At 47.6% G+C, this 25,482-nt stretch carries 27 protein-coding genes; 25 read left to right on the forward strand and 2 right to left on the reverse strand.

Going from position 1 to position 25,482, the window contains the following annotated elements:
• Positions 1-47 precede the first annotated feature (47 nt).
• The 15 genes from rsxC to SPIBUDDY_RS06870 all read left to right on the forward strand — a co-directional run bounded on the left by rsxC (position 48) and on the right by SPIBUDDY_RS06870 (position 15,163).
• On the forward strand, positions 48-1,358 hold the full coding sequence (gene rsxC, locus SPIBUDDY_RS06800; protein ID WP_013607009.1) for an electron transport complex subunit RsxC: 1,311 nt from the start codon (positions 48-50) through the stop codon (positions 1,356-1,358).
• A complete protein-coding gene (locus SPIBUDDY_RS06805) occupies positions 1,355-2,449 on the forward strand; it encodes an RnfABCDGE type electron transport complex subunit D (RefSeq protein WP_013607010.1) in 1,095 nt (364 codons plus the stop codon). The genes rsxC and SPIBUDDY_RS06805 overlap by 4 nt, the downstream gene beginning before the upstream one ends.
• Positions 2,446-3,003, forward strand: coding sequence for an RnfABCDGE type electron transport complex subunit G (locus tag SPIBUDDY_RS06810; protein WP_013607011.1), 558 nt, complete (start codon positions 2,446-2,448; stop codon positions 3,001-3,003). The genes SPIBUDDY_RS06805 and SPIBUDDY_RS06810 overlap by 4 nt, the downstream gene beginning before the upstream one ends.
• Entirely contained in the window at positions 3,000-3,629 is a 630-nt protein-coding gene (rsxE, locus tag SPIBUDDY_RS06815) for an electron transport complex subunit RsxE (RefSeq protein WP_013607012.1), read from the forward strand. Before SPIBUDDY_RS06810 ends, rsxE begins: the two co-directional genes overlap by 4 nt.
• Position 3,630: 1 nt before the next feature.
• Entirely contained in the window at positions 3,631-4,224 is a 594-nt protein-coding gene (gene rsxA, locus SPIBUDDY_RS06820; protein WP_013607013.1) for an electron transport complex subunit RsxA, read from the forward strand.
• 10 nt (positions 4,225-4,234) lie between these two features.
• Positions 4,235-5,035, forward strand: coding sequence for an RnfABCDGE type electron transport complex subunit B (locus tag SPIBUDDY_RS06825; protein WP_013607014.1), 801 nt, complete (start codon positions 4,235-4,237; stop codon positions 5,033-5,035).
• Positions 5,036-5,140: 105 nt separating this feature from the next.
• Positions 5,141-6,940, forward strand: a complete 1,800-nt coding sequence (locus tag SPIBUDDY_RS06830) for an alpha-amylase/4-alpha-glucanotransferase domain-containing protein (RefSeq protein ID WP_245523819.1) — start codon at positions 5,141-5,143, stop codon at positions 6,938-6,940.
• Positions 6,941-6,960: 20 nt separating this feature from the next.
• Positions 6,961-8,065 (forward strand): peptide chain release factor 2 gene (prfB, locus tag SPIBUDDY_RS06835; protein WP_013607016.1). Its coding sequence is split into 2 segments (ribosomal slippage): positions 6,961-7,029 and positions 7,031-8,065, totalling 1,104 coding nucleotides; the frame shifts between segments, so codons are not numbered across the junction.
• 3 nt (positions 8,066-8,068) lie between these two features.
• A complete protein-coding gene (locus tag SPIBUDDY_RS06840; RefSeq protein WP_013607017.1) occupies positions 8,069-9,331 on the forward strand; it encodes a hypothetical protein in 1,263 nt (420 codons plus the stop codon).
• A 20-nt stretch (positions 9,332-9,351) separates the two neighbouring features.
• Positions 9,352-10,227 (forward strand): signal recognition particle-docking protein FtsY, encoded by an 876-nt coding sequence (ftsY, locus tag SPIBUDDY_RS06845; RefSeq protein WP_013607018.1) that lies wholly within the window; start codon positions 9,352-9,354, stop codon positions 10,225-10,227.
• A 1-nt stretch (position 10,228) separates the two neighbouring features.
• Positions 10,229-11,191, forward strand: a complete 963-nt coding sequence (locus SPIBUDDY_RS06850; RefSeq protein WP_013607019.1) for a hypothetical protein — start codon at positions 10,229-10,231, stop codon at positions 11,189-11,191.
• A complete protein-coding gene (locus tag SPIBUDDY_RS06855; RefSeq protein WP_245523820.1) occupies positions 11,133-12,362 on the forward strand; it encodes an ABC transporter permease in 1,230 nt (409 codons plus the stop codon). Before SPIBUDDY_RS06850 ends, SPIBUDDY_RS06855 begins: the two co-directional genes overlap by 59 nt.
• Entirely contained in the window at positions 12,346-13,044 is a 699-nt protein-coding gene (locus tag SPIBUDDY_RS06860; protein WP_013607021.1) for an ABC transporter ATP-binding protein, read from the forward strand. The genes SPIBUDDY_RS06855 and SPIBUDDY_RS06860 overlap by 17 nt, the downstream gene beginning before the upstream one ends.
• Before the next feature lie 20 nt (positions 13,045-13,064).
• Entirely contained in the window at positions 13,065-14,213 is a 1,149-nt protein-coding gene (locus SPIBUDDY_RS06865; RefSeq protein ID WP_245523821.1) for an ABC transporter permease, read from the forward strand.
• A gap of 26 nt (positions 14,214-14,239) precedes the next feature.
• A complete protein-coding gene (locus SPIBUDDY_RS06870) occupies positions 14,240-15,163 on the forward strand; it encodes a ribonuclease Z (RefSeq protein WP_013607023.1) in 924 nt (307 codons plus the stop codon).
• Here the strand turns inward: SPIBUDDY_RS06870 and SPIBUDDY_RS06875 are convergent.
• Positions 15,160-16,065 carry a hypothetical protein gene (locus SPIBUDDY_RS06875; protein ID WP_013607024.1) on the reverse strand — a complete coding sequence of 302 codons (906 nt, stop codon included), beginning with the start codon at positions 16,063-16,065 and terminating at the stop codon, positions 15,160-15,162. The genes SPIBUDDY_RS06870 and SPIBUDDY_RS06875 overlap by 4 nt on opposite strands.
• 74 nt (positions 16,066-16,139) lie before the next feature.
• On the opposite strand from SPIBUDDY_RS06875, the gene SPIBUDDY_RS06880 reads away from it, so the two are divergent.
• Positions 16,140-16,592 carry a septum formation initiator family protein gene (locus SPIBUDDY_RS06880; RefSeq protein ID WP_013607025.1) on the forward strand — a complete coding sequence of 151 codons (453 nt, stop codon included), beginning with the start codon at positions 16,140-16,142 and terminating at the stop codon, positions 16,590-16,592.
• Positions 16,585-17,154 (forward strand): L-threonylcarbamoyladenylate synthase, encoded by a 570-nt coding sequence (locus SPIBUDDY_RS06885; RefSeq protein ID WP_013607026.1) that lies wholly within the window; start codon positions 16,585-16,587, stop codon positions 17,152-17,154. Before SPIBUDDY_RS06880 ends, SPIBUDDY_RS06885 begins: the two co-directional genes overlap by 8 nt.
• On the opposite strand, the gene SPIBUDDY_RS06890 is transcribed toward SPIBUDDY_RS06885, so the two are convergent.
• Entirely contained in the window at positions 17,151-18,470 is a 1,320-nt protein-coding gene (locus SPIBUDDY_RS06890) for a DUF1015 domain-containing protein (protein WP_013607027.1), read from the reverse strand. The genes SPIBUDDY_RS06885 and SPIBUDDY_RS06890 overlap by 4 nt on opposite strands.
• Before the next feature lie 78 nt (positions 18,471-18,548).
• On the opposite strand from SPIBUDDY_RS06890, the gene SPIBUDDY_RS06895 reads away from it, so the two are divergent.
• The 8 genes from SPIBUDDY_RS06895 (at position 18,549) to SPIBUDDY_RS06930 (ending at position 25,454) form a co-directional block, all read left to right on the forward strand.
• On the forward strand, positions 18,549-19,181 hold the full coding sequence (locus SPIBUDDY_RS06895) for a thiamine diphosphokinase (RefSeq protein WP_013607028.1): 633 nt from the start codon (positions 18,549-18,551) through the stop codon (positions 19,179-19,181).
• A 16-nt stretch (positions 19,182-19,197) separates the two neighbouring features.
• Positions 19,198-19,539: a hypothetical protein gene (locus tag SPIBUDDY_RS06900; RefSeq protein WP_013607029.1), complete on the forward strand. Its 342-nt coding sequence runs from the start codon at positions 19,198-19,200 to the stop codon at positions 19,537-19,539.
• A gap of 12 nt (positions 19,540-19,551) precedes the next feature.
• Positions 19,552-19,920, forward strand: coding sequence for a chorismate mutase (gene aroH, locus SPIBUDDY_RS06905; protein WP_013607030.1), 369 nt, complete (start codon positions 19,552-19,554; stop codon positions 19,918-19,920).
• Positions 19,921-20,123: 203 nt separating this feature from the next.
• Positions 20,124-21,152 (forward strand): Bug family tripartite tricarboxylate transporter substrate binding protein, encoded by a 1,029-nt coding sequence (locus SPIBUDDY_RS06910; RefSeq protein WP_013607031.1) that lies wholly within the window; start codon positions 20,124-20,126, stop codon positions 21,150-21,152.
• Between the two features lie 8 nt (positions 21,153-21,160).
• A complete protein-coding gene (locus SPIBUDDY_RS06915) occupies positions 21,161-21,604 on the forward strand; it encodes a tripartite tricarboxylate transporter TctB family protein (RefSeq protein ID WP_013607032.1) in 444 nt (147 codons plus the stop codon).
• A gap of 12 nt (positions 21,605-21,616) precedes the next feature.
• Positions 21,617-23,104: a tripartite tricarboxylate transporter permease gene (locus tag SPIBUDDY_RS06920; RefSeq protein WP_013607033.1), complete on the forward strand. Its 1,488-nt coding sequence runs from the start codon at positions 21,617-21,619 to the stop codon at positions 23,102-23,104.
• Positions 23,101-24,393, forward strand: a complete 1,293-nt coding sequence (gene aroA, locus SPIBUDDY_RS06925) for a 3-phosphoshikimate 1-carboxyvinyltransferase (RefSeq protein ID WP_013607034.1) — start codon at positions 23,101-23,103, stop codon at positions 24,391-24,393. The genes SPIBUDDY_RS06920 and aroA overlap by 4 nt, the downstream gene beginning before the upstream one ends.
• A 2-nt stretch (positions 24,394-24,395) precedes the next feature.
• Complete coding sequence (locus SPIBUDDY_RS06930) at positions 24,396-25,454, forward strand: LacI family DNA-binding transcriptional regulator (RefSeq protein ID WP_013607035.1); 1,059 nt, start codon at positions 24,396-24,398, stop codon at positions 25,452-25,454.
• The last annotated feature ends 28 nt before the right edge of the window (positions 25,455-25,482 follow it).

Genomic DNA, 25,482 nt, shown 5'->3' on the forward strand with positions numbered 1-25,482 from the left:
AAATTCTCAATCTGTTCTGATAATCATCTACATAAGGAGCGTTATGCATGCAGAAAGTACCTACGTTCAGCAAGGGTGGTGTGCATCCTGATGACAAGAAGGTATATAGCCGTTCCCAGTCGATTGAAAGACTACCAATGCCATCGGAGTTGATCGTCGCACTGTCACAGCACCTTGGTGCACCGGCGAAAGCCATCAAGGCCAAGGGCGATACCGTACTCAAGGGAGAAAAGATAGGCGAAAGTGCAGGGTTCATCAGCTCTGATGTCCACTCACCTGTCAGCGGCGTTATAAAGGAAATTAGACGGGTAACCCTCGCCAACAGCGTCCAATGCGATGCGTTTGTGATAGTTCCCGATGCCGAGCAACCGGACCAACAAAGCGAGAAGCTTGATTGGAAGGAGCAAAGCAGTGCTGATTTATTGGCGAAAATCAAGGATTTGGGTATTGTCGGTATGGGTGGAGCCACCTTCCCGGCACATGTGAAGTTCTCCGTTCCCCGGGACAAGAAGGTTGAGGCCTTTGTCGTGAACGGGGTAGAGTGCGAACCCTATTTGACCGCCGACTACCGCATCATGCTCGAGAAGGGTGAAGAGGCTCTTGAGGGAGCCATGATCTGTGCCAAGATTACCGGGGCTCAGAGAGTTATCATCGGCATTGAGTTGAACAAGCCTGACTGTATCGCTCACCTGAATGAAATCATCAAGCAGAAGGGTTATCCGATTGAAATCATGGGCTTGAAGATTAAATATCCCCAAGGTGATGAGAAGCAGCTGCTCAAAGCTACGATACATCGGGAAATCCCCTCAGGCAAGCTTCCCCTTGATGTCGGTGCAGTTGTAGCGAACATCGGAACCTGTAATGCCATCTATGAAGCAATTGTCCTTGGGAAAAGTCTCTACGAACGGGTCATCAGTGTGACCGGTGAGTGTATTGCCAACCCCAAGAATATCCTTGCCCCTGTTGGGACCAAGGTAAGCGACTTGCTCGCATTTTGCGGCGGCTTCAAGAGCGAACCTGAGAAATTGGTCAGCGGTGGTCCCATGATGGGATTCTCCTTCTTTGATACGGAAACTCCTATTACCAAAGGAAGCAGCGGACTGCTTGCATTACCTCCTCAGAAAAAGGTGCGTACAACGGCCTGTCTGAACTGTGGTCGTTGTGTTGCCGCCTGCCCGATTGGACTCATGCCGGCTAAACTGTATCGCCTGATAAACAATGGTCATTACGAAGAGGCGATGCAGACCAGTCTTATGGATTGCAAGGAGTGCGGTTGTTGCTCCTTCGTGTGCCCTGCACATCTTCCGCTTGTGCATACCATGAAGACCGGAAAGAAACTGGGGAGAAAGAAGAAATGAATAAACCTACTTTGACGGTTTCCTCTTCACCACACCTACATGCGAAGACGGATACCGCATCCATTATGTGGATTGTCTCACTTGCCTTGGCCCCTGCCACGTTGTGGGGTGTGTATGTGTTCGGATTGCGTTCTGCACTCGTGCTGGCGGTTGCTATAGCGAGTTCTTTGCTCTGTGAATTCTTGTTGGGAAAAGTCAGCAAAGAATCGACGTTGTGGGATGGCTCTGCATTCCTTACAGGCTTGCTGGTTGGTTTGAACATGAGCCCGTCGGTTCCTTTGTTCATTCCCTTTTTGGCAAGTGCCTTCGCAATCTTTGTTGCAAAGTGGGTGTTTGGAGGTTTGGGTGCAAACTGGGCCAACCCGGCTCTTGCCGGCCGTGTCTTTGTTTTCTTTTCCTTCACGACACCGATGTCCAGTTATGTGACTCCCAGAACCCTTGCCTCTGCAATGCCTGATGCACTTGCTTCGGCAACCCCTCTGGGGTTCGCAAAGACTGCTATTGCTTCAGGTACCCTGGGCATGGACGCAAATGCCTTGCTGCAATCTGCCTCCTATCCAGTTACCTCCTTTGCTCAGTCGCTTTCCTCTCTGACCGGGCTCAGTGCATACAGCATTGACTCCTTCTTGGGTAACGTGGCCGGTTGTATCGGTGAGGTGAGTGCCTTGGCTTTGCTTATCGGTGGAATTTTCCTGTTGGCAACCAAGATTATTACCTGGCATATTCCGGTAACCTATCTGTTGAGTGTCGGCGTATTCTCTTGGATTTTTGGAGGCATTCCTGCTGCAAGAGGAGCCTTCAGTGGCGCCTTCTTCCCTTCGATGTTCTCCGGCGGCCTGATGCTTGGTGCTTTGTTTATGGCAACCGACTATGTCACCAGCCCGATAACGCACAAGGCTCAGATTGTCTATGGACTTGGGTGTGGTTTCTTTACCTTCCTGTTCAGATATTTCGGTAGTATGCCTGAAGCGGTCTCGGTTTCCATCCTTTTGATGAACATCCTGACGCCCACCATCGACCGATATATAATTCCTCGCAAGTTCGGTGATACCAAGGAGTTGAGGAAGAAGCAGAAGGAGGAAAAAGTATGACAAAGAATATAAAGTATGCACTGATACTTCTTTCCATCTGCGCGGTCAGTGCATTTGCTCTTGCTCTTACCAACTCGATTACCTCTCCGGTGATCGCCCAAATAGATGCCGATAATCGACTCAAGGCTCTTGAAGCGGTGAGTGCAGGGTATGTAATTGGAGACCAGAAAGAGGTCTCTGATAATGCGTATGTAACCTACACCATTGAGCTGCAAGATAATTCCAATGTCGCCGGATATATCTTGGGCCTAAAAACCGCAGGGTATGGTGGAGCAATGACGTTGGTAGCTTCCTATACTACCCAAGGTGAAATGCTCTTTGCTCAGCTTTTGGCCCATGGAGAGACCCCGGGTCTTGGAAAGAAGGCAGAGAATGAGGGCTATATGGACAAATTCAAAGGAACCGGTGCCGCAAAACCGGTGCCAACCAGCAAGACCATGCTCAGCGATAGCGATGCCCAGGCTGTCGGCGGTTCTTCTGTAACCTTCACAGCGATAGCCAAGGCGATCAGTGGCGGCAGTGAGTATGTGAAAGGTCTTGGAGGTGCAAAGTGAAAGCTAACGTAAAAGAGTTCACCAAAGGAATTTTCAAAGAGAATCCGGTGTTTGTCATTGTTCTTGGATTGTGCCCGACCTTGGGCGTATCCACACAGGTGTCAAATGCCATCGGCATGTCGGCAGGTGTTATGTTTGTACTGCTGTTCAGCAATATTTTCATCTCAGCCTTACGCAAAGTGATTCCTGCAAGCATCCATATTCCTGCCTACATTGTCATCATTGCAAGTTTGGTTACCATCATCGAGATGGTGATGCATGCCTTTGTCCCTGCAGTGTACAGTGCTCTTGGTGTCTATCTTCCCCTGATTGTTGTTAACTGCATCATTCTTGGAAGGGCTGAGGCTTTTGCAAGCAGGAATACTGTTCTCGATTCCATCCTGGATGCATTGGGAATGTCGATCGGGTTTGCCTTGGGTATTACCTTGATCGCTCTCATTCGTGAACTGTTCGGCTCAGGGACCATTACCTTGTTTCCTGTTGGAACCTTCGGTGGTGTTATCAACATTCCCTGGTTCTATGACAATCCGATCCGTGTTCTGTCACTCGCCCCTGGTGCATTATTGCTTATGGGTTTCTTGAAGGCTTTCTTCGACTGGAACACCTCACGAAAGAAGGATAGGTAAGATGAGCTACATTGCAATACTACTCACATTCATTTTTATCAATAACTTCATTCTTGTGCAGTTCTTGGGCTTGTGTCCGTTCATCGGTGTCTCCAAGAACAGCGAGAATGCCATCGGTATGGGTGCTTCGGTTACCTTCGTGACCACGGTAGCCTCAGTGGTTACTTGGGCTATTTACTACTTTTTATTGGTGCCTTTCAATTTGCAGTACCTGCAGACGTTGACCTTCATTTTAGTCATCGCCAGTTTGGTACAGCTGCTTGAGATGGTGATACAAAAGATCAGCCCTGCTTTGTATAAGGCACTGGGAATATATCTTCCTCTCATTACCACAAACTGTGCAGTGCTTGGTATCGCATTAATCAACATCTCCAATTCCTATAATGTGATGGAAGCCTTTACGGCAGGTCTGGCAGCAGGTCTTGGATTCACCCTTGCTATTGTGTTGATGAGCAATATTCGTGAACGTCTTGATCTACAACCGGTACGCAGAGCGTATCGCGGCATGCCTATTGCTTTCATCAGTGCAGGTTTGATGGCCTTGGCATTCATGGCCTTCGACAAGTCCTTGATCACCAACCTGCATCTCGTATAAGGGGGGAGCTGTGAATATTCTCTTTGCAATTATTGTGGTAGCCGTCCTTGGCGGCATATTTGGATTCGGCCTCTCGTATGCGGAAAAGAAACTTGCAATCAAGAAGGATCCGAGAATACTCGCCCTTGAACCCCTTATGCCCGGTGCCAACTGTGGTGTCTGTGGGTATGCTGGATGCAATGCGTATGCGGCAGCGGTTGCTTTGGGCGAAGCCGAAATTGGCTTGTGCAGCCCCGGTGGTTCTTCCTTGGTGGCCAAAATGGCTGAAATCATGGGAACAAAGATTGAAGCCGGTGGCGATACTCGCCGTAAGGTTGCCCACGTCATGTGCAAGGGTAACACTGAATTTACGGTAAAGGATTACAACTACGAAGGACTTCTTGACTGTAATGCTGCGTCCTTGTTGTTTGCAGGAGATAATAACTGCAAGAGCGGATGCATGCATTTGGGCAGTTGTATAAAAGTTTGTCCTGTTGGGGCTATCTCCAAGGATAAGGATGGGTATATCATAGTTGATGAAAAACTTTGCATCAGCTGTGAGAAGTGCGTCGCAATCTGTCCGAATGGGGTCATGCAGATGATCTATGAGGATAGTGAATATGTAATCGACTGCAATAGTCATGAGCCGGGTGGAAAGGTTCGAAAACAATGTACGGTTGGATGTATAGGATGTAAGATTTGTGAAACCAAGTATCCCGAATCCGGATGCAAAGTCGATCGATTCCTTTCTACCTTTGATCAGATGCTCCCGCATGGCCAAATAGAAGAGGCTGCCCAGGCGTGTCCGACCAAAATAATCATTAAGCGGTAAGGGATGAAAGTACTGATAGGTGCCTATAGTCAACTTAGCCAAGGTGTTCCAGTGCCCGCATTCGAGCGGGCACTTGCTACTGTATTCAAGCCTCTTCTTACACTTATGCACCATACAGAGGGTTCATCCCTGCAACTTTCACTGGGTATACCGGTGCTGGAGTGGCTGGAGTTGACTCAACAGCCGGTTAACCTTTTGCTTGCCGATCTTGCCAGAAGCGGCAAGGTTGAGCTTTTGACCGGCTCCTATCACCAAACCATTCTCAGCCTGCTCTCCCCGAAGGACCGTTCCAACCAGATTGAACTTACTACAACCTATCTGCGTAAGCGATATGGTCAGCGTTCAAAAACCTTGTTCTGTTATGCACAGGCATTCAATCCTCAGTATATCAATACGATGAATTTGTGTTGTGTTGACAACTTGGTTATTTCTTCCTACGACTGCGATAAGCCGAAGCAAGAGTTTTCCGAGCCTTTTTCCATGCAGGAGATGGGCAAGTCCATTTCAATTTTTCCAACCAGTACGGCGATCAATGCCCTTGTATATACTTATGCACGCAAAGAAATCAGTTTTGGAAATCTATTGGACCAAATACAGTCTGTTTTTGATAGGAAACCCGCTTTTCTTATGGCAATGATCAATCTGGACCAACTAATGCAGGGTGGCATCAATGAGGAACAGACGACTGAGTTGTTCCGATTGCTGATGAACTACGGGCCTGAAACTATCGAAGAAGTGCATACCTTGGAAGCTATTCCGAAGAAAGGGTATTTACAGGCAGGGTGGTATGGCTTTGATTCAATAAAAACCAATCTTTGCTGCATCAATGACCTGTTTGTGAAAGATGAAAGCTTTGCCTATCTGTATGGCAGGTATACCTCGCTGGTTGAGTGCGCCCGCACCTACAAGAAAGACAAAGATGTTCGAAAGCGCCTTGAGCAATTGATTCAGAAAGTCTCTACAGGAACGGTGTATTTGTGTGATGCAAATGCATCCATGCTTCGAAGTTCAGTAAGAAAGTTATTCTGGCGGTATATCAGCGAAGCTGACAGCATCCTCTCATCATTGAAGGATTATTCCTATCCGGTCGTTACTGATTTTGACCATGATGAACTTGATGAGTATTTGGTTATCGGCAAGTACTTGAGTTGTGTGGTTGATTCCAAAGGCGGAAGTCTTGCTGAATTGACGTATCTGCCTTCACTGTATAACTATGGGGATGGTCTATCTCCTTTGCAAGGGTTCGGCAGCAGCAAGAATAATCAGCATCCTTCCATCGCTGGAAAGAAACAACGCCTGTTCAGTGATGTGTTTCTTTCCTCTGAGGCAGTATTGGATGAATACTCGAAGGTACAGGAGCATCACTGTCTGGATATGAGTTCGACTGTATACAACCTTTGTGTTCTTGATCGCAGGAATACCGAATACCGTGCGGTGGCCTGTACCGGTCAATCAGATATCATCGGAGGGGAGTTGGAGATTTCCAAACATTTCAAGCTCCGACAGAATACTGTGTTGCTCGATGTCACCTTGTCCAACCTGAGTGACCATCCTGTCAGCTTTTTGTATGGTTGTGAAATACCTCTCTCCATTGCATCCCTAAAAAGTCCGATTTCCTTCCTTCAGCTCGAAAATAAGAAGAATGTACAGTATGATGAAGCTGAGATTATCTTAAAGCAAGTGAAATCAATCCGGATGTTTGATGAACCAAACAGTACTTCCCTTACATTGGTTGCTGATACCCGCTTTACCTTACTCAAAGAAGACTATACTATTGAAATTGCCACCGTCCTCGGCGAGGAACAACTGTATCAACATACGTTGTTCATGACTTCTTGGCCCATCCAATTGGAGAGCGGAGCGGAGAAAAAAATTACCCTTGGACTCAGGGTGGAACGAAAATAACCATCTCAAGGAGTGAGCCCATGTATTTCCAGAATAAATCTATGTTTGAAAGTGTAAAAGAAGAAGCCTATACCGTATGGAGGCGTCTTTGACCCGGATAAGATGCTCTCTGAAATCCAGAAACTGGAAACAAAAACACTAGAGGCAGGCTTTTGGGATGACCGAAAGGGTGCTGAACAACTGTTTGCACAACTCAATGGTCTCAAGGATTCCTACTATCCCTGGAAAGAGTTGATTGATTCTCTTGGTGATATGGCTGAGCTTATGGAAATCTATGCTGATGAACCGGATAACCCGGAGGAAGAGGCACAGATCGACGCCCAGATTACCCAATTGAAAGAACAATACGGCCAACTTAAGCTGAAGACCCTGCTCGATGGCAAGTTTGACAAGAACGACTGTTTCTTGACCATTCATGCTGGAGCGGGAGGAAATGAAGCCAGTGACTGGGCCAATATGTTGATGCGCATGTACCTTAGGTATTGCGAGCGAAACGGATTCAAGAGCGAAGTCCTCGATCTGTTGGAGGACGAAGGTGGCATTAAGAGTGCCACTATCAGGGTCTCGGGTCCGTATAGTTTTGGGTATCTGAAGGGCGAGGCAGGCGTACACCGCCTTGTCCGAATTAGTCCTTTTGACTCGCAAAAGCGCCGACATACCTCATTTACCAGTGTCTATGCATCACCTGTCATCGATGACACCATTGAAATTGACTTGAAACCCGAGGATTACCGCCTCGATACCTACCGGGCGGGCGGTGCCGGCGGCCAGCATGTCAATAAGACCGACAGTGCCGTACGTATCACCCACTATGAATCCGGTATTGTCGTTCAATGCCAGAATGAACGCAGTCAGGTTATGAACAAGGACGTTGCCTTCAAGATGCTTAAAAGCCGACTCTATGAGTATTATCGTGAGCTGAAGGAAAAAGAACATCAGAAGGACGCTATTGAGAAGAAAGAAATTACGTGGGGAAGCCAGATACGCTCCTATGTGTTTCAGCCCTATACCATGGTCAAAGACCATAGGACAAGCGTGACCGTAGGTAACATCCAAGCAGTCATGGATGGGGAGATCGGGGATTTCATTGAAGGCTATCTCCAATGGGCCCAAAAGGAGGAGTAGCTTATGGCCAGGCGCTATGCCTTGCTGACACTCCTTATGCTAACCGTTTTTCCCCTTGTTGTAGTTGCAGCGGCAAGTCCAACCTTTCGGGTTGGTCTTGTTGCGCTTGACCCGAAGCTTGAAGGCCTCTCAGATGTTGTAGAAACTGCAGCAAGAACCTATGGCAAATCTATCTTTCTTGATGCACAACGCAAACAAGCCGTATTCGAACAACAAGAGTCCTCGTTGCTCAAGGCTGATGCACTACAGTTGCACGGTGCATACCAAGATCAAGATGCCAAGAAATTAGCTTCAATTGCAAAGAATGAACAAACTTACCCCGATGAGATCCCAGAAAATATTGTATGTGAATATTCCATCGAAGCCTACGATGGTGATGTCTCGTTGTTGCTTCGTTTTGATGAAGAGGCCTTGGCCTGGTACAAAGAAAGACAACAGTACGATGCTCTATTTCTTTTACAGTCTCAGAACTTAGGTGATTTTGAACGGGTGAGAATCGAATTCGTTTCCACATCCAGGACAGTGGTGCTCGATCGACTGGTGCAATACGGTGCCTATCAGAGCCTTGTCCAAGAATTGGAGGCACAAATTTTCAAGGTGATGGCAGCCCCTACACTGAGCGCTTTGGTATTTGAAAAGGGGATTGCTTCCTTTTCCATTCTGGTGGATGGAGCAAAGATTCCTGTCGATTCATCCCCACTATTTCTTGAAAGCGGTAACCATGACCTTAGTATCTCAGCTGCTGGCTACACAAATCAGAATCTTTCGGTGAGGTTGGAACCCGGCGAGATTCGGCGGATGACGTTTGCATTAACCAAGGTGCAGCATCCAGATTTGTACATTCAGGGAAGAAGCGGCTCTGTGACTTGGTTTGTTGACGGAAAAGAGAGAGGGACAAGCCTTTCCATTTCGCTTGCCGATCCTACGTATCCATTGGTTCTCACGGGAACCAAAAAAGGATTCTCGAACCGTATACTCCAGCTTGACAAACCAACCCGCTCCTTGACGGTACAGCTCAAAAACGAGCTTCTCTCTGACGAAGTACTCTTGCTTGACAGTCAGAAGGACTTTTATAAACGGTTGAGAAATACTATCTTATTGTTTGGAGCCTATGTGGGTTGTGCCTCTTTGTCAAAGATGTACGATACCTCAAATGCCCTCTGGCAGGTGGGCCTGGTGGGAACCAGCTCGATTGCACTTGTCTCTTCGGTCGCCTTGGTTATGGAACTTGCTTCATATGCATCCCGAGCAGACTCGGGCATGTAAATTGTAATTAGGAGTTATATATGCTGAAAGGATTTGGAGCGAAACTGAAAGCGCTCTTTGGAATGAATACCTTTGATGAAAATTACTTTGAAATGCTTGAGGACTTCCTTATCGAGGGAGATTTGGGTGCAAAGCTTGCCATGGATATTACCTCAGAGGTGCGAAAGCTTGCCAAAAGTGAGAAAACCAAGACGCAGAAGGATTTGCAATTGCTGGTTAAGCGTCTGCTTGCAGACAAAATTCGAACCTTCGATGAAAATCTCGATCCTAAAAGTCTGACGGTTTTCCTCATCCTTGGGGTGAACGGGGTTGGGAAGACCACCTCCATAGCCAAGCTAGCCAAGTACTACCAGAATCAAGGCAAGCAAGTGTTGCTTGCTGCAGCAGATACTTTCCGTGCCGCAGCCATCGACCAGTTGGAAGTTCATGCCCAGCGGCTTGGATGTAGAATCGTCAAACAGAAAAGCGGCAGTGACCCCGGCTCGGTGGTCTTTGACGCCATTACCTCAGCCCAGGCCAAAGGCGAGAATCTCATTCTTGTCGATACTGCAGGAAGGATGCACAACAAGGAAAACCTGCTGCGTGAGCTCTCCAAAATTGATAAAATTGTCAAGGGTAGGGGAATTGACGATGTCCATTACAAGAAGTTTTTAGTTATCGACTCTACAACCGGGCAGAATGGCATCAGCCAGGCTGAACTATTCAACCAAGCAGTAAAGCTCGACGCCTTGATCCTCACCAAATATGATAGTCTTGCCAAAGGCGGAGCCTTGGTACAAATCGGCGAGAAGCAGGACATCCCCATCGCCTTTGTCGGGACCGGAGAAACATACAAGGATATCCATCTCTTTGACAAGGATGAATTCTTGGATACCTTGGTGGGGCTTACCGAATAAGATGAAACGTCTACTGCTCGCTTGCGCCATACTCTTGTGTCTTGGCAGTCTTATTGCTGGAAGTCTACGGCTTTCCAACAGTATCGGCCAAGACAGGGGTGTCTGGACAGGCGAGGGTGCATTCCGTTTGGCCCTGCTGCCAAATCAGACCCAGCTGTATGGACCCGATGGTTTGGTGTGGACAAAGCAGACGTTCGATGAGGAAGGCCGTCAGGTACAGGTTACGCGCTATGCAGATGGAAAACCTGACTTGGTCGAGGTGTATCAGGATGGTCTCTTGATGCAGATGCAATCGGGTTCGGCTGTTGTGTATTACCATTACGCAACCGATGGCCTTCTCTCGCAGCTGACTACGTTGATTGGTGGACAGCTTGAGAGTGCCAGAATCTATAGCTACGCCGGTGGGTCTCTGTCATCAATCCTTACGGTTACCCCTGGGCAAAGCAATCTGCGTACCTTTGGGATGCTCAAGGAACTTGCTTACTTTTCCTTCTATGATCAGGATGGCGGGCAGCTGTTTACCACTCTGGATAATGGGAGAACAATTGCCGAGTTCTGGGTAGGGGAGGAAAAAGCGGAAGAAATTTCGGTTGTCACCTACGAGGATGGCAGTTTCTCCCTCATCAGAAGAAAACCTGAGGGTGAAATCCTGGAACGGTACGACGCCCAAGGATTGTTGGTTTCTTCCAAAACTCCTTCCTATCTCACTGAATACCGGTATAATGAAAGTCGAGACCTCACTGAGCAACGAATTACGGAAATGGATGGTAGGGTGATGATCAAGATGTACGAGAGTGGGTCCCTTGTTTCAGCGATTGAGGAGATACAGGGCCAGAGCGTGAAGCATACCCGATACAATGAAGATGGAAGCAGTATACAGACTCTCTATAGTGAGGGGAAACCGTATGCTGACGTCACCTATGCAGTTGATGGAAAACGCGTTCTTTCCATCGTCTATTATTGACATGCGAGTACTGCTGCTCCTTTGCACCCGCTATGCCTTCTCCAAACAGAACCGGCATCGGGGGACCAGTATTAGAATAACTATCGGCCTTGCTCTTTGCCTGTTCGCAATCATTGCAGTTTTATCATTCATGCAGGCACTGCAACGCGATCAATTTGAGGATATCAGGACATTTGAATCCTTTGACGTACAAGTTGCACTTGCGACGAATGATGAGGACAAAGCCTTTCAGGCTGCATTGGAGATAGAAGGGCTGGAATCAGTGGACGCAGCTTTTATCTATGCCGACATTCCCGTCATTACCCAAGCCGCCGACGGCAGCACAATAGCCGGACGAATTCGAGGCCTTGAGGCAGAGGGTAGGCTTCTTTCCCAGCTGAACAGTTACCGTGGCGAGCTTTTTGTACCAGGCATGCTTGCTTCTTCTTACTCAAACAGCCGTACTCACGGCCTTAAGGATGAGATAAAGGTGACGTTGCTGAAGAAAGGCAGGCAGGCCACTGTAATTCCAAGTCAACGAAGCATGGTAATCGGTTCGCTGTACTACACCTCCAGTTATGATTTCGACCGTTCTACCTTCCTCTGTGATGTAGAGACCTTGCTTTCGTTGAATCCTGATGCACCGCTTAAAGTGGGAATTTTCACTTCAGGCGATGTGCTTGAGGTAAAAAGGCAGATAGCAGATCTGGGCTATGCCGACGTTGCTACCTATAAAGAGGTGAATGCTTCCTTATATGGTGCCATGGAACTTGAGCAAAAAATGATGACCCTTATGCTGTTTTTGATGGTAATTGTCGTGCTTGTGCATATCAGAAGCAGCAGCAGACGTCTGTTGCTTGCTAAACAGCGGGAGATAGCGATGCTTCGTTCCATGGGTTTGACCAAGCAGAAAGTCCAAGCGTTGTTCATCCTGCAATCGTTGTTGGTTACCCTCATCGGTTGCGTGTTAGGTCTGCTTGTGTCCTACACGGCGGTAGCATTCTATCCGATGCTTTCGCAGCTGGTGTATCAATCCATGGGTGTGCATCTCATTCTTGAAATCAGAACCTACGAAGTGGTTATTTTGGTAGTCTCAATCCTGGTTTTCAGCGTATTGGCGTCGCTGCAAGGGACGCATAGAATTCTGAAAGCCGATATTATGGAGATGTTTGCGCATGATGAAGTCAGCTGAAGTATTGACGCTACAACAGGTCTCAAAAAGTTTTCCTGCAACCTTGAGGGGTGGCCAGCCGATCCAAATTCTTGAGCAGGTGGATCTCTGTCTCTGTCAATCTACCAGTATTGCCATTACCGGGCGAAGTGGAAGCGGAAAATCTACCCTTTTACAAATCAGTGCAGGCTTGCTCTCATGCGATGGCGGGCACGTGTTGTTTGAAGGCCGGCAACTTTCTGATTTGGATGATGCGAAGCTGAGTATGTTGCGCTGTAAGCGGATGGGATTCATTTTTCAGAGCAGTTTGTTGCTCGACGATTTCAATGCCTTGGAGAACGTCCAGATTCCTGCCATGATTGCTGGATATTCCGAGAAAGAAGCCCAAAAACGTGCCTTGAAGTTGCTGCAGACGGTAGGTCTTGAAGACCGACTCTATCACACCAGCGATCAGTTATCCGGTGGTGAGCGGCAGAGGGTCGCTATTGCTCGAGCATTGGTGAATGAGCCTGCGGTCATTTTTGCCGATGAGCCTACCGGCTCTTTGGATGAACGAAATGCTCAGTTGGTGGAGGATTTGCTTCTTGACCTTGTTTCAAAGCGCAAACTCTCTCTCATGCTTATCACCCATAACAATGCATTTGCGAGCCGGTGTGACATAGTGTACCACCTGCATAACCGAAATCTGGAGGTGGACGCTTGAAAGGTTCTCTCCTACACCTCATGGTATCCAGAAAACTAGGGTATCGAGGAAGCCGAGCAGCAAAAAAACGAATACTTTTCAATGTCCTACTCATCAGTTTGGTCGTTGCTTCCTTGGTGTTTGCCCAGATATTTGTCGTGTCTATGAGCCGCGGCATAGCCGACAAGTACGCACTCTTGGGAAATGGCCATCTGCAGCTGCATGAAAAGCCGGGTCTTGAGCTTGCTCCCATCGAGGGACTGCTCGATACCCAGTTGGTAGCACAAAGCTTTGCTCTGATTTACAGCCCAAAAGCAAACAAAATGGTACGCCTCAAAGGGGTAGGCCCCTCCTATTTCAATGCTATGCGTCTTTCCCAACTCACGATGGGAGAGCAAGAGAACATCGAAACAACCAATCTCCCGCAAATCCTGCTCAGTACAACCTTGGCTGAATCACTGGGCGTGGGTATCTCGGACCGGGTAGCCCTCATGCTCGTCAATCAAAGTAGTATCCGTCCGCAATTGTGTGTGATTCGCAATCTCTATGACTCCGGCTACCAGGAACTTGATGCAAACTTAGTCTTTTGTGATTACGATCTCATGCACAGACTCTTTGCCGGGAAAGAAGAAACCTACTATGAGTTGCTGGTGGAACAGACTCTGACTGAAACCATCAAGCAGCATCTTGCCCTCGAAGGGTATATGGTAACCTCCTGGGATGAGGAGAACTACAGCGTATCTACGAATCTCAATACGAGTCGGCAGGCTGTGCTTGGGGTAATGATGGTGGTGGCCATACTCTGCGGGTATTTCATCAGTGAACTCTCCCGGGAGTTGGTGGAGGATGACAAGCACAAAATCGCAATGCTTACGCTGCTTGGGGCCAGAAAAGTGTTCATCCGAAACGTATATTTCTCAACAGTTATGCTGGTTACTCTTATTTCGGTCATAGCGGGAACGGTGTTGGGTATCGTGCTGGCAAGCAACCTCGGCCCGATTCTCGCCTATGTAGCAGAGAAGTCGATCCCCTCCCTTTCCTATTATCTGCTGGATTTTTCCATAGTCATTCCCCCGAAGGATATTCTCACCATTATTCTGGTATTGGTCGGTGTAAGCATGGCTTCAGTGCAGTGGAGTCTCAGAAGGGTGAAGGTAATTGAACCACTTTCCTGTACACACTTTGACTAAGTGTGGTTTTCAGCTATACTGACTGCATGAATTTTGAAGTATTTGTTCTGGGGACCAGCGGCATGATGCCTCTTCCCAATAGGTATCTTACCAGTGCTATGGTTCGCCGGGATGGGGAACTCTTTCTCTTCGATTGTGGAGAGGGGACCCAGGTTTCGTTGAAGATGTTGAATCTCAAATGGAAGAAGATCCATTCCATATTCATCAGTCATATGCATGCCGACCATGTCACCGGACTTCCAGGGATCCTGATGCTTTCAAGCCAGGTCGACCGAAATGAACCCTTGACTATTTACGGCCCTGCAAGACTGAAGGAGTATATCGATGCCAATCGACGTATTCTGGATATGTATATCAACTATGAAATTGTTGTGAAGGTTGCAGAGAGCGGCGTTATCCTCGAGACTGATGATTTCACCATTTCTGCCTTCCCTTTGCATCACACAAAACCTTGTGTGGGATATGTAATGCAGGAGAAAGATCGTCCGGGGGAATTTCATCCCGAGCAGGCCCAACAGTTGGGAGTTCCCATGGGACCGATGTGGGGAAAACTGCAAAAAGGACTTTCGATTACCCTGGGCGACGGAACGATCATAGAAAGCCATCAGGTAATCGGACCGAAGCGGGAAGGACGGAAATTCAGTTATGTCACCGATTCCGTGTATCTTCCTTCAATTGCTGAGCATGTAAAAAAGAGTGATCTCTTACTCTGCGAAGGCATGTTTACTGCCGATATGGCTGAGACGGCCTATGAGAAGAAGCACATGACAGCCGATCAAGCTGCCCGTATTGCCAAGGAAGCTGAGGTTGCGCAGCTCGGCTTGTTGCATTACAGCCCCCGATACAGCGACCGCGAGCTAAAATACTTGCTCAAGGATGCAAAAAAAGTCTTTGGTCCGACAATCCTGACCAAAGACCGTATGTGTTTTGATATTCCGTTGAAAGACTAGTCTTCCTGGATGTTGCAGGCAGCTTCCGCTTCATGAAGCAACTGCCTGCTGTCAATCATTCTTCCATTCCGTGAAGCAAACCCAATTTGCAGTGAAGAGCCCGAGAACTCCTTCTTGCAACTTTCAATCATGCCAAGCGTAAAGGAACGAGATTCATCTGCATTGTAGAAGGGAAGGACCATGGCAATTTTCCCTCCTTCCAGAGAAAAGCTATAGGCTAATTCCCCGCTCAGCATCATCAATTTGTTTGCGATCAAGGAAGCGGGACCTTCAGTTACTTCTATCAGGACCAAGGTCAGGTCGTAATCCATATCCTTCGAATTATCCAGTTCTACAGAAAGAATCGTATCGAAGTCAGTTTTATAGACGATTTCCTCAACAATGGGCATAACCGGTTTCTCAACCGTTGCAACGTTCTGAACTACTGGTTCCTCTTCACTACGAACTACAGCCTTAGGAGCTTCTTGTACGCTGAATACAGGCTGGATTGGCTTTATCGGGTCTATTTCAAGCTTCTCTTCTTGTATATCAGATGATTGCATTCTTTCTTGGATAGGTTCAACTTTTTGTTGACCGAATGCGAGCTGCTCACTATGTAAATGGGAAGGGTCGTCATTGGGTAGCTTGTAAAATGGTTTGTCATAGGCATTCGGTGGCAGCTTGTCCACCTGATCTGCATAATCCTCGTCCCTGCGCCTGGCAACCATGACACCGATCTCAATCATTACCAGTCCGATGAGAAGTGGGAAAAGTTTGACGAGCATGCCGTACAGCAACTCTTGATTGATGTCGTACAGCGGAAGGAGAAATCTCGATGCCAGATAGAGGACTGCAAGCAAAAGAAAAACGGTAAGAAACAAGCTCAATATGATTTGCCGTCCATAGTGTTTGTTTTCAGACATCGCAACCTCCAAGCAAACTTTACACCGATACTATAGCTATAGTATCATAATTATTATAGAGGTTGAAGGATTGCATGACAAGAAAATTCCCGTTGATATTCACTTTGAGCCTAGGTATTTCCTTCCCTCTGCTGCTCTCAGTTTTTGGGAAAGGCGGTTTTTTACATAATCAAGCCTTGCGTACCGAGATTGAGCGGCTGCGCTATTCACAACAGGTTCTCTCATTGCAGGTGGATTCCTTGCAAGAGCAACGAGAACTCATGGGCGGGCGGGACGCTCTTCGGGATGCCGCATTCAAATATGGCTACCAGACTGAGGGGGAACAAGTATTTTATTTTGAAAATGGAGGAGAAGACGCTGCTTTGGATATACCGATTACAGCACCCGCGCCTTCAGGACGACTCTCTTTTGAAGGATTGTCCAGTCTCATTGTATTTTTTATGGCACTAGCATTTTCAAGCCTTCTTACGGTATGCTATGCATTGCTAAAACGCAAACGGAGAAAGCGGAGTGGGTTGGATGGTTGAAGAAGCACAGTTGCTCTACAAGACAGTGGATACTACTGTCGACCAAGTGGTAAGGCTCTTACAGGAAAATAAAATACTGGTTCTTCCTTGTGATACGATTTACGGTTTGAGCGGTCAATACAATACTTCTTTGGAAAAACTGTGCTCGCTCAAGCAAAAGAAAGGGCAGCATCAGTTTATCGTTCTCGCCACTCTTATGCAGGCTCATCATTTGTGCAAGATTCCCCCAGTTCTTGAAAAGCATTGGCCTTGTGCTCTTACAGTCATTTTGGAGAATCAAAACGGAGAGGGGAGTACTGCCATCAGGGTTCCCGACGACCCCTTCACCCAGCAGATTCTGAACAAACTCGGAAAGCCTATCTACTCAACTAGCGTAAACGATGCGGGATTCGCCATCACCAGCATCACCGATATCATATTTACCTACAAGCAAAAGGTGCAAGCCATTGTCATCGATCCGGATAGAGGAAGGGATACTCCCTCCACCCTGATCGATTGTACAAAAGAACCCTATGAGCTTATTCGGTGCGGTGCCTATGATGCATCCGCCCTGCTCAGTTAGTTCTGAATTCTGCGAGCTTCCATATAGAACCGTTTCTCATGCGCTTCTCCCATGGAAAAGGTTTTTCTTGGTAAAGCGTTGTCGCTGATGATGGTATCGAAGAATGTGGTTTTGGAAACATCGGGAAGAATGAGGGCGATATTTCCCTTTTTCTTTCCCAGATTGGCAGTTACTTCAACGCCATGAATGTAATCCACGGTAGCTTTCTTCTGCTCAAGCAAGGAATCGATCACCAATTGCAACGTACCGGCAGCAATGTATGCTTTGGGCTCTGCCATGGCTACAACATAATAGCCTGTTTCATCACAGTACCCGAATTTCTGTTTTCCATCCTGCAGATTGATGAGACTTTCGACTTCCTTCAGATTTGAGACAGGCGTGCTCGTGGATTCGAGGCAGACTTTCCCAATTTCATGGAAGAATGTCTTTTTGTCCAGGTTGAACAATACACGGTGGATGGGCTCGAATTCCAAGCCGGGGTCGAATATGTTTTCCAGTTCAACGAGTGCATACCGACTGGGATGCTGTTGCATTTCCTCTTCGCTCAGTCCCTTCCTGATGTCCATCCAGCAGCTTTTTGCTGTTGCAAGACTGTGATTGCCGTCTCCCATGGCAAAAAGCAGAGGGTTTGATGGATCCAGCTTTTGATACATCGCCTCGACGGCCAGGGCAATTGCGCTAAGATCTTCTTCCTTGTCGACCACCCAAGCGCTGAGGTGCCCACCGTTTGCCATCAAAGGAGTATCGTAAGCCTGTTGCAGGGCGTTTATCTTCTTTGTTAAGGGTTCAATAACCGAGCGTTTCTCATCGTTGATTAAAACCAGGATATGCGGAACTTCCAGGGGAGCATTGCGTCTGATCTCCTTTCGGGGAGGAATACGGCTGAGAATGGTACCCTCGGTCGCCCTGATCAGGGTGCGGGAATCCTTGGCATAATCATACTGTTCCAAATCGAGGGTGACCAATAAACCCCATCGACCTTGTGAATTTTCCTTAGTCGTACGGTGTACGAGGAAAAAACAATTTGGATACGTGGTGAAGATTTTCTTCTTCATATACTCTTGCATAGTGGCATTGATTGATTGGATGCGTTTCTGTGGCTGCTCTTCCTCCAGATAGACTTCTGGATAAATCAGATTCAGCGTCGACGGGGCGTCTTTGACATACTCGGCTGCTTGTTCCCAATACTCGGGTTCTGAAGTATACTGGTCACAAGCAACGACTGCCCATTTGGTTAAGTCAGTTCCTGCCTTGGGAATCATGATATCGGCACATTTGAGTGCATACTGGGCCAGATGTTGAGCAACGTTGGACATGCTATAACCTCTTTGATTTATGGATGTGGTAATATACTATTCCAATATTGCTTGAATCGCAACATAAAGTGAGAAAATATGAGCAAAGCGATTATATGCACAGGTGGAGGAGCTCCGAGTCTTCTCCCTTTTGGACTTATAGAGGATGGTGATTACATCGTAGCAGCGGATAGCGGTTATGATACTGCACGTGCATTGGGTTTATCGGTTGACCTGTGCGTCGGGGATTTTGATTCAACCCTCTTCCCATCCGAAATACAAAGCAAAGCCCATGAGCGAAGCCTGAGGGACAAGGATGAGAGCGACACCGAGCTTGCAATAAAAAAGGTACTGAGCAAAGGCTTTCAGCAGTATTTGCTGATTGGGGGGGGAGGGTTTCGCATGGATCACCTCTTTGCTACCTTTGCCCTATTCGATCTCTACGGACCGCCTGAAGCATGGTATACAGGATATGAGGCTGTGCATCTTGTGAGAGGGTACCAGCGTTTTGAGGGTCTGAAGGCAGGCCAGCATGTCAGCCTCTTTCCTGCAAGTTTTTCCAAGGATGTTTCGGTAACAGCGAAACAGTTGCAGTGGCCCCTGGAAAATTATCGGTTGTCGATGGGAACCCTTTCTCTCTCGAACCGTACAACCGATACGTTTTTGGATGTATTTGCCAAGCAAGGGGGAATGCTCTTTGTCAGCTTCCCGGTTGCAGACAAGCCAAGGTAGATGGTATTCTCTGTCTATGTTGCAGACCAGACGCTTGCTGGCGTTCTCCAGCCGGGTACATACCTACACACTCCTGTTATATCTATTTTTCTTTCTTGTGTACTTGTTGGGCAGTTTTTTTTCTGTGACAGAAAACTTTGTTTCCCTTCTCCAATTTTTCTTGTATTTCATCAGCTGGACCAGTTTGTTGTTCGGCTTCTGGATATTGGTCTTTTCCTGTATTGTGTGGGCGGCGGACCGGGTATTCCCGCTTTCTGCCGTGCTGCTGACTATGGTAAGAATGCTCTGCATACTTGCCTTGAGTTTTGTGGTAGCCATTTTGGAGACCTTGTTCCAGCGAGGTCTGATCGTCAGTTGAGTGAGGAGTAGTATGCAAGAACCAACCATATGTGCCATTCGTGGAGCAATCTGTGTAGAGCGTGATGAACCGGCTCTCATTGAGGCTGCCGCCTGTAAGCTCTATGCATCCATTCTTGAACAAAATGGACTATCCGAGACAAATGTTGTGAGTTTGCTCATCACCCAGACCAGTGATTTGAAGAGCAGGAATCCAGCAACCGGGCTTCGTAAAGGGGGCTATTGCAGCAGTACCCCTCTGTTTTGTATGCAAGAGTTGGAAATCGACGGAATGCTTGGTAAGGTTATCCGCATGCTTCTCATACTGAATTACCATTCAAAGCATACTAAGCCGGTATTCCTGGATGGGGCTGAGCGTCTGCGTCCCGATTTATTGAAATAACTAAAAAAATTCTCACTCTATGGCATTTTATTGTACAACAATATGTAAATTTACAATCATATTGGTAAAAAGTTATGTCAATTACTCATTATTAATCCATAAGTTAGCTATAATGATGATAAATATTTGGATGAATATTGCATAAATATTTAAAAACAAGCATAATAATTGATAATTTACACATAATTCTTTAGGAGGCTCCAATGCATCGTCGTATTGTTATCGCTCTCATGCTCGTCTGTACCTTGGGTCTGTTTGCAACAGGGGTTGCTGAAAACGAGGAAAACGCGTATCCACAGAAACCTATCACCATGATAGTTCCGTATGGTGCAGGAGGTACTACAGACATCAGTGGAAGACAGTTGGCCATACAGTTGGAAAAACACCTCGGCAAAAGTATTACCGTAATCAATCAGGGTGGGGCAAGCGGTTCCATTGGAGCGAGAACAGTTCTGGATGCAAAGAGTGACGGGTACACCGTTCTCTTCACCGCAGAGTCATTGGGCACCCAGCGTGTCATGGGCCTCAGTGAAATGAGTTACGATGATTTCGTTCCCATCATGGTGGCTGTCAATGACCCAAAAGTCATCGTTGTACACAAGGACTCTCCGTATCAGACGCTTGAGGATTTGGTGAATGACATAAAGAACCGACCTGGTAAGGTGAAAATGTCCTATACAGGCCCCGGTGGCTCTGGACACGTTCAGGCCCTCATCTACAACAAAATGGGGTTGGATATGGCTTTGACTGCCTACCCGGGTGGAGCTGATTGCATTGTGGCTGTGTTGGGCAAGCAAGTTGAATTTACCAATTCAAACTACTCTACGGTGACCGGATACCTCGAAAGCGGGGATCTTAAATTGCTGGGTATTTCTGCGTTGCAGAGACTTGCAGCTCATCCCGAGGTTCCAACGCTGTCGGAAATTCTGGTCGGCTCTGAGAAGTATCTGGATAATCCCTTTACACCGCTCTCCTTGCTGGTAAAGGCCGATGTTCCTGCTTCGGTGGTTGATGCTTTGCGTTCTGCGGCCAAGAAAGCTGTGCAAGAACAGGGATGGAAGGATTTTGTAGCAGCCAACTCTTTGGATAAACTCTATGAGAAATATCCCGATGAAGATTCCATGCGCTCTTTCTATGCAGAATGGGAGTCACTTGTTTCTTGGCTGTTGTATGACAATGGGGCTGCAAAAATCAGTCCTGAAAAGTTCGGTATCAAGAAATTGGATTATTAGGAGCTTGCATGGCAACGCATCAGAAACGCAGTACGACCTTTTTTGAAGGGATTGGATTCCTTCTTCTTGCTTGTGGTCTTTGTGTATATGCACTTGTACATCATATGCAAGCAGACATTGAGTGGAGACAATCCCCGTATCTATTCCCCCTGTTGATTGCCTTATTCTTGCTTCCCCTTTCCCTGTCAATAATGAGACAGGGTTTGGGGGAATCTGCACACAAAGATGAAGAATTCCAAGGTAAGCCAACCTTGGTCATGATCTTGGCAACAACACTGTATATAGCAAGCATGGGGTTTCTCGGTTTTGTTGCCAGTACCTTTCTCTTTCTTTTGTGTATCATACGTTACTTGGGGGAAAAGCGATGGGCAGTGTCCATAGGTCTGTCTCTGGTATTCCCTGTGGTGCTGTATGTGCTTTTTGCCATGCTTCTGCATGTTATGTTGCCTTAGGAGTGTGGAGTAATGGCTGATCTGATGGGAATTCTTTCGTTTGCTTTGGATATTCGTTTTGTGCTTTTGGTTTTTGTCGGGTCGGTGGCCGGCTTGTTTGTAGGAGCGATACCCGGTTTATCGGTTTCCATGGCAACAGCCTTGTTGGTTTCGATTACCTACTCGTGGCAGACTAGCGATGCACTGGCGACCATAATGGGCGTGTATGTTGTTGGTGTTTTCTCAGGAGCGCTTTCAGCAATACTGATCAATATTCCTGGAGCTCCCTCCTCGGTGGTGACCACCTTGGACGGCTTTCCCATGGCAAAGCGTGGACAGGCGTATGCTGCAATGTCTTATGCTATCGTGTACTCTTTCGTAGGTACCATTTTTGGCTTCATAGCACTGTTTCTCGTAGCAAAACCAATATCTTCGCTTGCCCTGCGCTTTACTCCGATGGATTATTTTCTGCTTGCCTTATTCGGGTTGACCACCGTAGGCTCGCTGACCAGCAAACAATTTTCCAAAGGTTTGATCAGTGCAGCTTTGGGATTGCTTTTCAGTATGATCGGTATCGATTCGGTCATGGGTACTGCTCGTATGACCTTTGGAATACGCAATCTGCAGGCTGGTATCAACATTGTTCCGGCTTTGGTGGGTTTGTTTGGATTCTCTGAGGTCCTGATGAGCATCTCTTCTTCACTTGAAGACGGGGAAGTGAGTAAGGTATCAAAAACGCCTATTCGATTGAAAGAGTTGCTTCGCCATTTTCCTCTCTCTCTTTGGTATGCCACTATCGGTGTATTTGTAGGAGCATTGCCCGGCGCCGGAGGGCCTGTAGCTGCCTTTCTGGCCTATAGCCAGGCCAAGCGGGTGGTCAAAAACCCCTCTGTACCGTTTGGTGAAGGAGCCGTGGAAGGCATTGTTGCCAGTGAGACGGCCAATAATGCCTGTATCGGGGGTGCTATGATACCCATGCTTACCTTGGCAATTCCCGGTGATGCGGTAACAGCCATTATTCTTTCGGTCTTTTATGTGCATGGTCTGCGTCCCGGTCCTATGTTCATTCAAACCAGTGGTGATATGTTTCAGGCCATTGTGGCAGGCGGTTTTGTTGGAAGCTTCTTTTTGTTGCTGCTGGGATACCTGGCTGCCCCGAGGATCAGCAAAGTGCTCACCATTCCCAAACGGGTGTTGCTTCCCTTGGTAACTGTCTTGTGCGTCATTGGTTCGTTTGCAGCAAACAATAGGATATTCGATGTCATTCTGATGCTTTTCTTCGGTCTATTGGGTTTTGCCATGCGTCGTCGTTCCTATTCTGTAGCTCCGATGACACTGGCCATCGTACTGGGTGGTATGATGGATTCCAACTTCAGACGGGCTGTCAGTCTTGCTTCCAGCGAAGATCACGTGCTTTTTGCTTTGTTTGGAAGGCCGATAACGATTATCCTTCTCCTTCTTGTGCTAGGCACCCTTGTTTCAAACAGCTCTGTTTTTACGCGTAAGAGGAATCATCCATGAATGTACAGGTAAAACCAGGTCCCCTGAAGGGGAAAATCCAAGTCCCCGGTTCCAAAAGTCATACCATTCGATCGGTATTGTTGGCCACGCTTGCCCAAGGGCAGACTTGCATCGAGAACCCGCTGGCCAGCGGCGATGGACTGAGTGCCTTACGCGCTGCACGTGCGTTTGGTGCGATTGTCGACCAAAGTCAGCAACGTTGGGTTGTGCAAGGCAGGGGAGGGAATCTGCTGGTTCCGCAAGATGTGGTGGATACGAAAAACTCGGGGACCACCACCTGTCTGTTTACATCGGTGGCCGCACTGGTAGATGGCTATACGGTTATTACCGGTGATGAACAAATTCGAAGAAGACCGATTCTGGGTCTGGTCGAGGCACTCAATACCTTGGGAGCGACTGCTTTCCTAACCAGACCGAAGCAAGGCTGTCCACCAGTGGTGGTCAAAGGTCTTTTGCAGGGTGGTGAGGTTTCCATAGAGGGAAAGAACAGTCAGTATGTTTCAAGCCTCTTGCTTTCAGCCCCGTTAGCCAAGCGCACTACCGTCATACATGTCCACAATGCACTGGAAAAACCCTATGTCCAACTGACGCTTGACTGGATGAAACGACTTGGTGTAGAGGTGGAAAACCCTGAACAGTACACTCGGTTCACCATTGAAGGGGGACAAAGGTATCACGGTGGGAATTTTCTGATTCCAGCCGACTGGTCTGCTGTAGCGTTTCCCTTGGTGGCTGCTGCAATAACCAACTCCGATCTGGTGCTTACCGGCCTGGATTTTTCAGACTCCCAAGGTGATAAGCGGATTGTAGAAATACTCACTTCGTTTCGGGCCAATATCCAGAGGCAGGGAGAAGGGGAGTTACGCATTATGGGGAATGCTCCCTTGCAGGGTGGTTTGACGATTGATTTGTCCGACATACCTGATGCCCTGCCTGCGTTGGCCGTCTTGGCCACTCAGGCTGAAGGACAGACGGTTTTTATCAATTTGGAACACGTCAGGCAGAAAGAAACCGACCGTGTTGAGGAAATGACTCTGAAACTGAATGCACTTGGTTGCAACCTGCGGATGGAAAACGATTGTTTGGTAGTTGAAGGACCGACTCGGATTCAATCGGGTATTGTGTCCTCGTCGGATGACCATCGCATTGCCATGGCGCTCGTAGTTGCTGGTTTGGCTGCTCAGGGTGAGATTGTAGTAACCGATGCGCAGTGTGCCGATGTATCGTTCCCAGGCTTTTTCTCAAAATTGGCCGAATGTGGTGCTGACCTGTCCATACAGGAGGAGTAGCTTTGAATACCAAGAAAGTAACAATAACCGATGTTGCCAAAGAGGCCGGACTTTCCATTGCGACCGTATCGCGGGTGATAAATAATGCACGCAATGTCGACGCTGCTTCTGAAAACTTGATTCGGGAGGCAATGAAAAAGCTTGGATATGTTCCTTCGGTCAAGAAGCAGAAGATATCGTTGCTTGCCATACTTGTACCAAACTTGGAAAACCACTTTTTTTCAGCCGTGGTTGAAGGGGTTATGAAGGAGGCGAATCGGGCACGTTGCCATGTAGTTGTGTACTCAGCGAATGGTAGTGCCGACCAGGAAGCCCAATGCCTAATCCAAGCAGCTTCCCTTGGCGTTTCGGCGCTTCTTTTCTGTCCGCTCTCCGACGCCGCCTCAACCTTGCTTCCAACGCTTTTTGCACCGGATTTCCCTTTGCTGATAGTGTATCGGAGAGACTATCTGAAACATGCAAATCATATCTATTACAACAATGTGGAAGGAGGGTATCTCGCTGCCAAGTATTTGCTTAGAAGCAACCATCGGCATATAGCATTCTTCGCAAGTTTCTGGCAGAGTCCGATGGATGGTGTGGATCAGCTGATACCATACCTGGACCATCCCAACCGTGGCAGTTATTCCTCGCTTGACCGAATGGAAGGGTATAGGCGGGCTTTGGCAGAATACTCAATTTCGCTGGAACCATCCCTGCTATGCATGACGGGCTATGATTTTTCCAGCGGCTATACTACAGCAAAAGAATTTTTGTCTCGCCTTTGTGACTTCGATGCCATCATCTGTTGCAACGATGCAGTTGCCGCCGGCGTACTGCAAGCTTTGGATGAGCAGCGCATTGCTGTTCCCGAACAGGTCTCAATTCTCGGCTATGATGACTCTTTTCTCGCTGAGATTGCCCGACCGGCACTCAGCAGCATCCATCAGGATCCGCGTCTTCTTGGAACAAAAGCATTTTTGCAGATATGGGAACGTATGGCTGGTAAGCATGGTGGGGATATTGTACTCCAGCCAACTTTGAAGATTCGTAGTTCATCGCGGATGCGGGAGTTGCCATAAAAAGGGCATACCAGAAATTTCTGATATG

The sequence above is a fragment of the Sphaerochaeta globosa str. Buddy genome, from assembly GCF_000190435.1.
Lineage (GTDB): Bacteria > Spirochaetota > Spirochaetia > Sphaerochaetales > Sphaerochaetaceae > Sphaerochaeta > Sphaerochaeta globosa.